Annotated in this window: 8 protein-coding genes; 4 read left to right on the top strand and 4 right to left on the bottom strand. The window is 29.8% G+C overall.

The annotated features are described in order from the left end of the window. Nucleotides 1-17: 17 nt before the first annotated feature. The 4 genes from EGM88_RS10615 to EGM88_RS10600 form a co-directional block, all read right to left on the bottom strand. Nucleotides 18-1,145: a FecR family protein gene (locus EGM88_RS10615; protein ID WP_123898269.1), complete on the bottom strand. Its 1,128-nt coding sequence runs from the start codon at nucleotides 1,143-1,145 to the stop codon at nucleotides 18-20. 109 nt (nucleotides 1,146-1,254) lie between these two features. Beyond that, nucleotides 1,255-1,818: an RNA polymerase sigma-70 factor gene (locus tag EGM88_RS10610; protein ID WP_123898268.1), complete on the bottom strand. Its 564-nt coding sequence runs from the start codon at nucleotides 1,816-1,818 to the stop codon at nucleotides 1,255-1,257. 147 nt (nucleotides 1,819-1,965) lie between these two features. Then, nucleotides 1,966-4,026: a M16 family metallopeptidase gene (locus tag EGM88_RS10605; protein ID WP_123898267.1), complete on the bottom strand. Its 2,061-nt coding sequence runs from the start codon at nucleotides 4,024-4,026 to the stop codon at nucleotides 1,966-1,968. Between the two features lie 102 nt (nucleotides 4,027-4,128). Then, complete coding sequence (locus EGM88_RS10600; RefSeq protein WP_123898266.1) at nucleotides 4,129-5,466, bottom strand: M16 family metallopeptidase; 1,338 nt, start codon at nucleotides 5,464-5,466, stop codon at nucleotides 4,129-4,131. A gap of 227 nt (nucleotides 5,467-5,693) precedes the next feature. Here EGM88_RS10600 and EGM88_RS10595 point away from each other — a divergent pair, with 227 nt between their 5' ends. The 4 genes from EGM88_RS10595 to EGM88_RS10580 form a co-directional block, all read left to right on the top strand. Further along, nucleotides 5,694-8,468, top strand: a complete 2,775-nt coding sequence (locus EGM88_RS10595) for a LuxR C-terminal-related transcriptional regulator (RefSeq protein WP_123898265.1) — start codon at nucleotides 5,694-5,696, stop codon at nucleotides 8,466-8,468. 258 nt (nucleotides 8,469-8,726) lie between these two features. Continuing rightward, nucleotides 8,727-11,852, top strand: coding sequence for a SusC/RagA family TonB-linked outer membrane protein (locus tag EGM88_RS10590; protein ID WP_123898264.1), 3,126 nt, complete (start codon nucleotides 8,727-8,729; stop codon nucleotides 11,850-11,852). 10 nt (nucleotides 11,853-11,862) lie between these two features. Beyond that, nucleotides 11,863-13,344 carry a RagB/SusD family nutrient uptake outer membrane protein gene (locus tag EGM88_RS10585; RefSeq protein WP_123898263.1) on the top strand — a complete coding sequence of 494 codons (1,482 nt, stop codon included), beginning with the start codon at nucleotides 11,863-11,865 and terminating at the stop codon, nucleotides 13,342-13,344. Nucleotides 13,345-13,364: 20 nt separating this feature from the next. After that, on the top strand, nucleotides 13,365-14,013 hold a 649-nt coding region (locus EGM88_RS10580; protein WP_238988425.1), incomplete at its 3' end, for an Ig-like domain-containing protein.

Raw genomic sequence — 14,013 nt, 5'->3', positions numbered from 1 at the left:
ACGTATACTTTCTGTTATCATTTGATGATTATTGTTTTTTCATTAATAGTATAATTAATTTCAGTTGTACTGTTTATAACAGATAAAATATCCTCTAACTGCTGGTCTTTTCTTAAAACACCATTAAATTTTACATGTTCTACTTCATTATTTATAAAGGTAACATCTATACGATACCAACGAGATAGTACTTTCATTATCTTTTTTAAAGGCATATTATTAAAACTGAAAACACCTTCTTTCCAAGAAGTTTCATTGTAAGTATCTACTGTAGCTAGTTTTATGGTATTGGATTCACTATTAAATGTTGACTGTTGACCAGGTTTTAAAAACTGTTTTTCATCACCAACAATTAAAGAAACTTTACCTTCTACCAAAGTGGTATATATTGAGGTTTCATCTCTATATGCTTTTACATTAAAAGCAGTTCCTAAAACTTCAATTTCTTGCTCTTGAGTAAGCACATTAAACTTAGCACCTTTATGTTCAGTACTTGGTGAAACATCAAAATAGGCTTCGCCATAAATGAGTTCTACTTTGCGAGGTTCTCCAGGTATAAAAGTTACAGGATATTTTAATTGTGATTCTGAATTTAACCATACTTTAGTGTTGTCAGACAGTTCTACAAAAAATTGACCACCTCTAGGCACTGTTAAGTAATTGTATACTATTTTGGGTTGTGTTTCTTTTTTAGAGCTGTAATAAACTAGTTTTTCTCCATTACTCTGAATGTTTTCAGAATTGTAAGTTTTACCTTTTTCTAAGGCAACGAAAGAACCGTCTTCTAATGTTAATGTAGCTTTGTCAGTACCAATTTTAATTTTTTGCTGAGCTACTGTTGTATTTTTTTTAGAAATATTATAGGTAGATGAGAAGTAATAATACGAAGCGGAAATAATTAACGCTACTGATGCGGCAATAGCATATTTCCATTTGTTATTTTTCTTTTTGGAAACTATTTTTTTATTTACAGCCATCCAAGCAGCGTCTTTGTTTACTGAATCAATATTTTTTTGATAGTTATTTTTTACCTTTAAAAAATAGTCTTGATGTATTTTTGATTCGTTAAACCAATTATTAAAAATAATTTCCTCTTCTTTAGTTAAGGTATTATTTATTTTCTTTATGATTAGTTTGAATTCCATTAAGTATATTTCAATGTCTTTGTATAATAGACAATTGAAAATTTAAAATGGGTGACAAAAGTTTAAAAAAAATAGCAATTATGGTAATAAATAGTAAACTATGTGCAGTTTAATTATAGTTTGATAAGAGAAATAGTAAAATAGCTATAGATTCATTAATTTTGAATTTAGCTCTTTTTAGTTGAGTTTTAACAGTATTGATAGAAACATCCAATTCTTTCGCTATTTCTGCATATTTATAACCATTCAAAAACTTTAATTTAAAAACCTGTTGCATTTTATCAGGCATAGACTCTACAATTTTTAATATTTGATTATAAATAATCTCTTTATCGTCTTCAATAAAACTATCTAAATTGTTTTCAGAGATTAAACTTGCAGTTAATTCAAGAAAGTTGCAATTGTCTGTTACTTTTAATGCTTTTAAGTAATTAAGGCATCTATTACGCACCATGATGTGCAAATAGGAATTTAAAGATTTCTCAATATGAATAGTGTTAGAATGTTCCCAGATATAGATAAAAACATCTTGTACAATGTCTTCACTTGCTGGTAAGTCGTAAAGGTAATTATTAGCATAAGTTACAAGATCATCATAATACAACTGAAATAACCCTTTAAAGGCATTTCTGTCGTTGTTATTAATTTGTTTTATGATGAGTTTTGGTTCCACTTATAACTAATAGATAATCAAATATATAAAATGTATTTAAATAAAATAATATTTGTGTAAAAATAAATATCACCCCTAAAAAAATAGGGGTGATATTTTAATTTATATATAACTTATATTTCTTAGTCCTTATTTTCTGTAGAAACTCTATTTAAAATCGTCTTTTGAAATTCCTTTGTTGATTTTTATGTCAGATACAAGAAATTCTAAACTTTGTGGTCCAAAGCTTTGTTTGAAAGTATGAGGATATAAAATGCCTTCAACTTCTTTATAGTTTTCAAAACCTAAAGCTTGTTCTCCCATAGGTGTTTTTGTTACTTGTTTAATTTTTAATCCAGTTTCCATATCGTAAAAATTGGTGATTTTATCAGAAATGGTTATAGCAAAAGCTTTTTTTCCATTTACCATTTCTATTTTTTCTAAATGGATACTGTCTGTATTATAATGCAATTCAGGAAATGGGTATGAAGCTTCTTTATAACTTTTTAAATCTGCACTTGGTATGTCCATTTTTCTACCTTGCATTACCATATATCCTTTTTTTCCATCAAAAACTTGTTTGCTCATTGAATTACCACCCATTTTTAAATCCATTGCAAATTTATTGTCAGAGGTAGTTTTTGTTTCAAGGTCAAATTTCATGCCTTGCATTTCACCTTGAGCCGAAGTAACAACTGATTTTATTTTCTCTAACTTTTCTTTACCACCAATGGCATCTAAATATTTTTGCATTACAGTTGCAGCTGTTACACCTTTAGGAATTGGAATTTCAAAAACTGGTTTATCTACTTCGTTTCCATATTTGTCAAAATATTTAACTGGAATTTTTTTACCATCAAAAGTTAGGTTTTCTAAAGCATTTGCTACTTCACTTCCTTTTCCTACAACTACAATTCTGGCATTATCTAATTTAAAATATGTATTAGCAACACGATGGATGTCTTCTTTAGTTACAGCATTAATTTGAGCTATATAATTTTCATAAAAATCATCAGGTAAATTTTCTGTTTTAATATTAACGGCATACCTAGCAATAGTGCGAGGATTTTCTAATGCCATAATAAAATTACCTAAATATTTAGCTTTCGCATTTTTTAAATCTTCATCAGAAACTAAATCTGTTTTTATACGTTTAATTTCTTTTAACATTTCAACAACAGCACTATCTGTAACAGCATTTCTTACTTTGGTACTAGCAATAAATTTTGCAAATTCATTTTTATCTCTTCCTAAAGAAGATCTAGCTCCATAGGTGTAGCCATGCTCTTCTCTCAAGTTCATATTTAGATAGCTGCCAAAAGCTCCTCCTAAAATATAATTGGCAATTAAAGCAGGGAAATGATCTTCATCAGCTATTTTTATGGATGCTAAATTCATTATAGCTAATTCAGATTGAACTGCATTAGGCATGTCAATAAAATTAATTTCAGAGCTTTCTAAATCTTTAGGAGTAATAGAAGTGTATTCTGGAATTGTTCCAGATTCCCATTTTTTAAAAGCTTTACTAATCAGTTTTTTTGCTGTTTTAGTTTTTATGTCACCACTAATTACCATGTACGCCTTGTTAGGTTTAAAGTACTTGTTGTAAAAGTCTTCAACATCTTTTAAGGTTACATTATTTATAGTTTCTTCTGTTAAATATTCGCCATATGGGTGCTCTTTACCATAGGTTAAAACATTGTTAACTCTAGAAGCAACTGCAGCAGTACTATTTTCACCAGACTTTATGTTTTCTATTAATTTAGCTTTTTCAGCATCTAGCTCTTCTTGTTGAAAATTTGGGTTTAATGCTGCATCAGCAAATAATTCAACAATACGGTTTGTATATTTTGATAATGCTGAGGCATATCCACTTTCAGAACCAAAACTAATTGAAGCACCTAGATAATCTATTTCTTCGTTAAAATCATCTTTAGAAATATTTTTAGATCCATTACCTAAAAGAGCAGAAACTAAACTAGAGACACCTACTTTATCCCCTTCCGTACGAGGAGGGTTATCCATGCTTAAACTAATACTTATTCTAGGTAATTTATGATTTTCAACAACTAAAACTGTCAATCCGTTTTTTAATTGAAAAGTATAGGGTTTACCGATATTAATTGTTGGTGTTGGCCCTGAAACTGGCATTTTAGAGCGGTCTATCTGAGCAGATAAGCTTAACGAAGCCACTATAAATGCAATTGTTATTAATATTTTATTTTTCATTTCTTTTAGTATTATTAATTGTATTTTGTTAACGCTATTAATCCTAACCGCCATTTTCTTTTAGGATATAACTCTAGCGGTATTCCTTTATTAAAAGTCTATTTATTTTACATCTTTTTTAGCAGACTCAGGTAAATAATCTAATTCTAAACGCTGATTTTTGTTTAGATAAGTTTTAGCAACCCTCATAATGTCTTCTTTAGTAATAGATTGATAAATTTCTATTTCTTTATTGATTAAATTAGTATCTCCTTTTAGCATGTAATTTCTAGCTAATGAATTTGCAATACCTTGTATGCTACTGTTTGAATTAACAAATTGATTTTCAAATTGGTTTTTAAGTTTTTGTAACTCTTTGTCAGAAATCAATTCATTTTGAAGTTTTTCAATTTCTTCGTCCATTTCTTTTGTTAAAACTTCAAATGTAACATCACCTAACGGTAAGGCTCCCATAATATAAGTACCATAATCTTCTTGAGCATCTGCAAAAGCCAGTACTTGTAAAGCAATCTTTTTGTCGTCTACCATTTTTTTGTACAACCTAGAACTTTTACCACCTGTTAAAATAGTAGAAATATAATTTAATACATAAGAATCTCTTTCTTTCATTCCGGGTGTTCTATACACCAAAGCTTTTAAAGGAATTTGAATATTACTATCATATTCAGTAGCTATTATTGGTTCTGTTATAGGGTCTTCAATAATTTTAGTACGAACAAATTTTTCTGAATGGTTTGGGATAGATCCAAAATAATCTTGAATCATTTTTTTTGTTTTATCAACATCAATATCACCTGCAACAACTAAAACAGCATTGTTTGGGTTGTAATATTTATGGTTGAAATCTATAAATTCAGACAATTTAGCTGCATCTAAATCTTCCATACTACCAATTACAGAATTTTTATAAGGGTGTTTTTTGAAAATGTACTTATTTACACCAGTTCTGTAAATTATTTTTCCATAAGGAGCATTGTCTACTCGTTGTCTTTTTTCTTCTTTTACAACTTCATTTTGAGTGTCAACTCCAATTTGGTTAATAATAGGGTGTAACATACGTTCGCTTTCCATCCAAAGGCCAAGTTCTAAGCTGTTTGATGGGAATACTTCATAGTAGTAAGTACGATCTTGAGTAGTATTGGCGTTATTACTACCTCCATTAGCAGAAACAATGTCGAACCATTTTCCACGTTCAATATTTTCTGTACCTTCAAATAATAAATGTTCAAAAAAGTGAGCAAAACCACTTCTTCCTTTTGCTTCGTCTTTAGCACCAATGTGATACATTACTGCAGTGGTTACTACGGGTGCACTATTATCTTGATGTAAAATAACGTGTAGTCCGTTATCTAAATCATATTCTTCAAAAGAAACTTGTTGTGCAAAAACTCCTAAATTTAGTAGTAATGCTAAAGTAAATAAAAAATAATTTTTCCTCATTTTTTTTAATTTAATGTTTTTAAGTTAGTAGTTTTTTAAGACTCATTTGTTACAAAAATAATTATAATTTATAAAAAGTTACAGTATTTGTGTTGATATTACGAGTTCAGATGTGGTATTTTTAAAAAACTAAATTATTTTATGACTCTTTATTTGCTGTTTATTATGTTGTAATTAGGTTCTTAATCCCGATATTTTTTATATTTGAATATCGATTTTAACAGTTAATGAGTAAATTAATCTACACAATGTGCTTTTTACTAAACTTAATAGGTTTAGTATCTAATGCTCAATTTAGTCCTTATTTTAAAAATTATTCTATTGCTGATTATAATGCGGGCAATCAAAATTGGGGGCTCTCAAAATCGGATAGTAGCCAATTGTTTGTTGCCAATAATCAAGGGCTTTTAACTTTTGATGGTATTACTTGGAAGTTAAATGAAATGCCTAATAAAACTACAATACGTTCTGTATTGCATAAGGATGATAGAATTTATGTAGGCTCTTACGAAGAATTTGGTTATTGGAAAAAGGATAATAGAGGAGTGTTAACATACACTTCTTTAAGCAATTTAATTGAAAACAATACATTTCATGATGAAGAATTTTGGCAGATTATAGAATGGAATAATGCTATTATTTTTAGGTCCTTTTTTAATATTTATATTTATAAAAATGGTACAGTAAATATTGTACATCCACCTTCAACTACCATTTCTTGTCATGTCGTTAATAATCAGTTTTATGTGGCTACTTTAGAAGATGGTATTTTTAAATTGGAAGACAATAAGTTAATACCTTACATTTCAAGTAGTGTATTAAAAGAAAAAAAGGTTGTATTTATAACATTATATGATAATAATACATTATTAATAGGTACAGCTTTGCATGGGTGTTATATTTATGATAATCAAAAGCTACATTCTTGGCAAGTGCCAATAAATAAAGAGTTAAAAGAGTATCAACTAAATACGTTTTCAAAAAACGATACTGATTTTATATTTGGTACTATTCAAAATGGACTTTATTTAACTCAAAAAAATGGACAGATAAAATATCAGATAAACAAAGAAAATGGGCTGCTCAATAATACTATTTTAACACATACATTAACTAATAATAATAAATTATGGTTGGGTTTAAATAGTGGAATTGCCGAAGTTGATCTTAGTTCGGATCTAATTTTTTATAACGATAGTTCTGGTAAATTAGGAGCTGTATATGATATTGTTAACTATAAAAACACCATTTATATAGGAAGTAATACAGGGTTATATTTCTTAGATGCTGATAATAAAGTGCAATTTATAGATGGATCTCAAGGTCAAGTTTGGGATTTAAAAGTTATAGAAAATCAGCTTTTTTGCGGCCATAACAATGGTACCTATTTGGTTGAAAATAAACGTTTAAAGTTGATGTCTCCTTATGCTGGAGGTTGGGTTGTAAAAAAAGTACCTGAACAACAAAATGTATATGTGCAAGGTACTTATGTTGGTTTGGTCTCTTACAAAAAAAAAGGGAATTCTTGGAGTGTAACTCATTTGGGTAAAACAACAAATCCATTTCGTTTTTTAGTTTTTGAAAATAAAACTACCGCATGGGCTGCTCATGCTTACAAAGGATTGTATAGAGTTCAGTTTAATAGTAATTATGATTCTATTGTAAATATTCAAAACTATGCAGACAAAGGGTTAAGTTCTGAATATAACGTACGTGTATATAAAATTAAAAATGATATTTGTTTTAAAACAAATAAGGGATGGCAGAAATATGAAGCTCTAAAAGATAGTATTATGGATGCTCCTATATTAAATGATGAATTTGGAGATAGTAATTATATTATTTCAGAAAATAATAATGAATATTTAATATTAAAAAAGGAAAATGCTATAGAGTTTAGATCATTTGAGAATAGTAATAGGTATACTATGATTGATGATTATTTTAAAAATAGATTGGTTATAGGATATGAAAATGTTTCAAATCTTAATGATAAACAATTTGTACTCAGTTTAAATGATGGTTTTTTAATTGTAGAAAAATCCAATACTGTAGAAGATACCTTTTTAGAACCACCTCTAATATCTAGTTTTAAGCTGAACGGCACTATTGTACCTCTTGATTCTATTAATAATAGTCTCAAGTTTAGAAGTAATATTTCTATTGATTTGACGATTAATGGAACCTCTAATCATTATTTTGAATATAGTTTAGAAACTGAAGATGAAAAGAATTGGGAGAAAATTGAAAATGAAAAATTAGATTTATATAATCTAACAGAAGGAGATTATAAATTATCTTTAAGATCTAATAGTAATTATAAAGACCCTTCATCTTTATTAATTTTAAACTTTAAAGTTAATCCTCCTTGGTATAGATCAGGAGTAGGGTTTGTGGTTTATACAATTGTTGGATTGTTAATTGCTTTACTATTTTATGTATTACATAAAAGAAAAATTATTAAAGAACAACGGCTGTTACAAGAAGATTTGGAAAACAAGCAAGCTATTATATTAAAAGAAAAAGCAATAGAAAATGAAAAGAAATTGGTTTCAATTAGAAATGAAGCCTTAAAAAGAGAATTAAAATTAAAAAGTAAACAATTGGCAAATAATGCAATGTCTCTTGTTAAAAAGAATGAAACTTTAACTAGCTTAAAAAGAGAATTTGTATTAAATAGAAATAACTTTAACCCTCAATTATATCAGAAATTATTAACTAAAATAGATCGTTCTTTAGGGGAAAAAGATGAATGGAAAATTTTTGAATATAATTTTAATCAGGTACATGAAGATTTTTTCAATCGATTAAAAGAACAATTTCCTAAATTAAGACATAGAGATTTAAAGTTGTGTGCTTATATAAAAATGAATATACCAACTAAAGAAATAGCTCCTTTAATGAATATCTCTGAAAGAGGTGTGGAAACGCATCGTTACCGGTTAAAAAAGAAGTTGGGTTTAAAAAAGGATGATTTACAGACATTTCTTAAAAACTATTAGTCAAATTTGTTTATATGACAATTTGAGTGCTTTGATTTTGTGGTATTGTTAAAATATATCACTTTTACGGTACGTCATTACTACGTCATTTTTGTATTTATATACATGTATTTACTATTTTAGTATTTGATAAAACTACGTCAATACGTCTTTTTCTAACTTTAACATAGCTTGACGTATTTAAAAAGTAACACTTTTTTTGAATTCGTATTTTGATAAATTAACTTTACAATTACTAACATTCAAATATTTTATTTTATGAAAAGAGCATGTTTTAAAAACACTGACTTTAGTAAAAAAGAATTTGAAGATTTTGACTCAAACTATCAGAAAAAAAATCCATTTGACTTAAAATCTAAGTTCTATTTTTTGCTATTATTTTTTCTCTTCACTAGTATTACAATATATGCCCAAGAAGTTACAATTACAGGGGTAGTAACCAGTGCAGATGATAACCTGTCATTACCTGGAGTAAATGTAATTGTACAAGGAACAACTAATGGTACAAGTACAGACTTTGATGGTAATTATTCAATTAAAGTTAATAAAGGAGATGTATTAGAATTTAGTTTTATTGGCTTTACAACTCAATTTATTACAGTAGCAGACCAAACAGAAATTAACGTGGTTATGCAAGTTGATTCTCAAACGTTAGATGAAGTTGTAGTTATAGGTTATGGTACGGCACAAAAGCGTGATTTAACTGGTTCTATTATAAGTGTAAAAGGAGGAGAGGTTGCAGATAAGCCAGCTGCAAACCCTGTAGCTTCCTTACAAGGTAAAGTGTCTGGTTTAACTGTTGTAAATACAGGTACTCTTGGAGGAACACCAGATGTTCGAATTAGAGGAACAAGTAGTCGTTATGTTGTAACTCCTTTATATGTGGTTGATGGTGTATTTGCTGATAATATAAACTTTGTTAACCCTAACGATATTGAATCCATTGAGGTATTAAAAGATGCTTCATCATTAGCCATTTTTGGGGTAAGAGGTGCAAATGGTGTAATTATAGTTACTACAAAAAAAGCAAAAAGTGGTGAGTTTACTATTAACTTTAATTCTTCAACTGGTATTAAAAAAATTACAGATGCTCCTGATATGGCTGATGCAGCATTGTTTAAAGAGTTGTATAATGAACAATTAGTAAATGAAGGAGCTTCTCCTTTCTCATATTATGATGTATTTAATGGGGATACTGATTGGGTAGATCGTATTACTAATAAATCTGCAATGATTCATACCTATAATTTAAGTGTACAAAATGCTACCGAAAAAAATAAATTATCATTTGGTTTAGGGTATCGTTCAGAAGAAGGGCTGATTAAAGAAGAAGAACTTAAAAGAATTACTCTAAATTTAAATAATCAATACAATTTATCTGATAAATTTAGAATGGGCGTTACTATAAATGGATTAAGAGACAAACTTCCAAATACAGGTTCATTCAGCTCTGCGTTAAATGCTACTCCTATTGTAGATCCTATTCATTATGATAGCCGTTCAGAATTTGATGGTCTTTATAACCAATTGCCTATGGAAATTGGAGGTCCACAAATAGGTAATCCAGCTTTGGTAGCGGAGGTTACAAAAAATAAAAGTATTGCGGAAAGATATCGTTTTGTAGGTAGTTTATTTGCTGAAATAGACTTTTTAAAATATTTTACATTTAAAGCTACTGTTTATGGAGATTATAATAATTATAGATCAAGATCTTATACTCCTATAGTACCTATTTATGTATCTGAATCGGATGAAATAGCTAATTTTAATGGAAATCAATTGACAAGGGTTAATCAATCTAGTAGTGTTGCATTTAATTTTCAACAAGATTATTTACTTTCATTTAAAAAAGATTTTGGTAAACACAATTTAAATACAGTTGTAGGTTTTACAACTACTGATATTTATTATGAAGGCATTTCAGGAAGTGTAGCTCATGACCCAAGTTCAACTGTAGGAATAATTCCTGACGACGAGAGGTATTGGTATTTAAATGTATATCCGTACGGAGATTCGTCAACCAGAGTTTCGAATTCTAGCGAATATGACAAAGCAACTACTTCGTTATTGGCTAGGGCTCTTTACAATTACGATGGTAAATATTTATTAAATGGTTCTTATCGTAGAGATGCTACTTCTCAATTAGCACCTGATAATAGAGCACAAAACTTTTGGTCTTTAGGAGCTGGTTGGGTTGCTACTCGAGAAAATTTTATGAGTGATTTAGATCCATTAAATTACTTCAAGTTAAAAGGATCTATTGGTGAATTAGGAAATCAAGCATTACCAGGCGGTACAAACTATCCTTATTATCCAGGTGTTGATGAGGGGGCTACTGCAATATTTGGAGATCAAGTGATTGCAGGTTTTGTTCAGAGGTTTGAAGAGAATCCAGATTTAAAATGGGAAACTGTTAAAATGTGGGAACTCGGTTTTGAAACCAGATGGTTTGATAATCGATTGACATTTAATACCAACTATTACAATAGAAAAACTGAAGATTTATTAGTATTTGTAGATACAGGAGTGCAAACATTTTTTGATAATTTTGGTGAAATCAGAAATAATGGCTTTGAATTTGAAGCTTCTTGGAATGATGATATTTCTGATAATTTTAGCTATTCTATTGGAGGTAATATAACAACAATAGACAATAAAGTATTGTCAACTTTTGAAGATGCTCCTATTTATGCAAATGGTTCAGCTTCTAGAACAATAACAGGAGAACCTATTGGTAGTTTTTATGGGTATATTGTAGATGGTATTTATCAATCAAATGCTGACATTGCTGCATTGCCACCAAGCACGTTAGGAACCTATGGACCTGGTGATTTTAAATATAGAGATGTAAATGGAGATGGAGAAATTACACCAGATGATAGAACAACTATAGGTAATCCAACACCAGATTTGACCTATGGATTATATGTAAATTTAAATTATAAAAATTTTACATTAAATGTTGATTTACAAGGAGTGTATGGTAACGAGATTTATCGTAATTGGGGTAATGGAAGTTCTTATGCTCCATTTAACTTTAGAACTGATAGGGTGGATAGATGGAATGGTTCTGGAACATCAAACTGGGAGCCTAGGTTATATTCTACAGAGTATAATAGATTACCATCTACATATATGATTGAAGACGGTAGTTATTTAAGAATTCGAAACATTCAATTAGGATATTCCTTTAATAATAAAATATTAGAAAAGTTAAAAGTAGACCAAGTAAAGCTTTCTGCTAACATTCAGAATTTATATACTTGGAAACACACTTCTGGTTTCTCACCAGAAGCAGGTGGATCACCAACATCATTTGGTATAGACTCTGGTGGTTATCCTTTACCAGTAATATCTACTCTAGGACTTAGTTTAACATTTTAAAAAAAATATTATGAACTATATAAAACTTATAAAAAAATATAACCTGTATTTTTTGACAGGCTTACTATTTGTAATCATTTCTTGTGATGATGACTTATTGGACAAATTACCTTTAGGTGAGGTTGCAAATAATGAAGAGTTGGGTGTTGGTGGACAAGAAGCCGCAGTATTTGGTATTTATTCAAAAACTAGAACTACAAGTGTAGGTGGGTGGAGCCGCTTATGGTTTGGTAGTATTAGGTCTGATGATGCAGAAAAAGGAAGTACAGCGTCAGATGGAGCTGCCAACGGAAATGCTTTTAATGATTTTCAATATATTGCTACCAATGGCTTAAATACCGAATGGTGGAACGGACATTATGAGGTTATTTTTGCATGTAATGAAGTTATTAATAATATTCAAGATCAAGGGTTAACAGATGAAGGGAGTCTTGTTAATGATGCTGAAGCTAGAGCAATTAGAGCTTTAATGTATTTTGAGTTGAGAAGAGATTATGGCGAAGTACCTATTATTACAGCAACTATTGATGTGCCTTCTGACGCATTTGCTCCAAAATCATCTATAGCTGATATTGATCAGTTTATTATTGATGATTTAAAGATAGCCGAAGAAAAATTACCACTTACTTGGCCAAGTTTTCCTGGAAGAGCAACTTCAGGTTTTGCCAAATCACTTTTGGGTAAATTATATTTATATCAAGAAGATTGGACTAATGCTTATAACAAGTTAAAAGAGGTAATTGATTCTGGCGTTTATTCATTGGACCCTAGTTTGGTTAATTTGTTTGAAAAAGGAGGTAATAATGGTGTGGAATCAATTTTTGAAATTCAACAAACCATTACAGAAAGTGGAGAGCGATATTCTAATATTTATTATGTTGGTCAAGGTGTTAGAGGTACAGGAGAATGGAATTTAGGTTGGGGATTTAATGTTCCAACTCAAGATTTGGTAGATGCATTTGAACCAGGAGATTTAAGAAAAGAAAATACGATATTAGAATCCGGTAAAGATGATGGCGGTTTTGGTGGTGGTGTATTGCCTGAATCTCCTCCATTGGCTCAAAAGTATTGGAATAAGAAAGCTTATACAAAAGCTGAGATTCGTGAAGACTATGGTGTAAATGGCAATAGATGGGAAAATATTAAAATTATTAGATATGCAGATGTTTTGTTAATGGCAGCCGAAGCAGGTAATGAGTCAGGTTTGTTAGCTCCCTCTGAAGTGGCTGATTTAATAAATCAAATTAGAAATAGAGCTGGTCTTCCAAATACTACAGCATCTTCTCAAAGTGAACTTAGAGATGCTATTAAACAAGAAAGAAGAGCTGAATTTGCAATGGAAGAGTATCGGTTTTATGATTTAGTACGTTGGGGAGATGCTTCTGATGTGCTAGGTAGCTTAGGTTATGAACCTAAACATGCATTGTATCCAATTCCTCAAGAAGCAATTGATAATTCGGGAGGAATTATTACTCAGAATCCTGATTATTAATATTAATAAAGCATAAAAAAATGAAAAATACATATTTAAAATATATAGGCATACTAGTAGCTAGCATTCTATTTGTTAGTTGCCAAGATTTAGAGCGGCCAGAGTTTACGGATTTTCCTTATGATGGTCCGGTTATTACTCTTTTATCACCAAGTCCTGGTGGATCTACAATTATTAGTTCTATAGATGAAATAGCTCCAGTAACTATAAGTTTTCAGGTAGAAGATGATCTTGGAATAGCAACGATATCGGTAGATTTAGACGGTCAAGAAATTTTGAATGTTAATGAGTTTTCTGATAGTAAACTTTATAGTATTGATAACCTTATTCAAGAGGTAAACACAGGTAGTCATACATTAACCATTACGGCTACTGATACTAATGATGTTGTGGTTACAGAAACAACAACGTTCGAAAAAATTCAAATTCCACCTTATTCACCTATGTTTGATGGCGAAATGTTATACATGTCTTTTGATGGAAATTATTCAGAAGCCATAAGTGGAAGTGATGCAACAGCTATAGGTACACCTGGATTTAATACTGGTGTTATAGGAGATGCTTATAAAGGGGCAACAGATTCATATTTAACATTTCCGTCAGCAGGTTTATTAAGTGATGAGTTTAGTGCTACATTTTGGTTAAAAATAGATGCATCTGATACCAGAG

Origin of the sequence: Aureibaculum marinum (assembly GCF_003813905.1) — a bacterium.
Classification (GTDB): domain Bacteria; phylum Bacteroidota; class Bacteroidia; order Flavobacteriales; family Flavobacteriaceae; genus Aureibaculum; species Aureibaculum marinum.
This window is presented reverse-complemented; position numbering and strand designations above follow the sequence as displayed.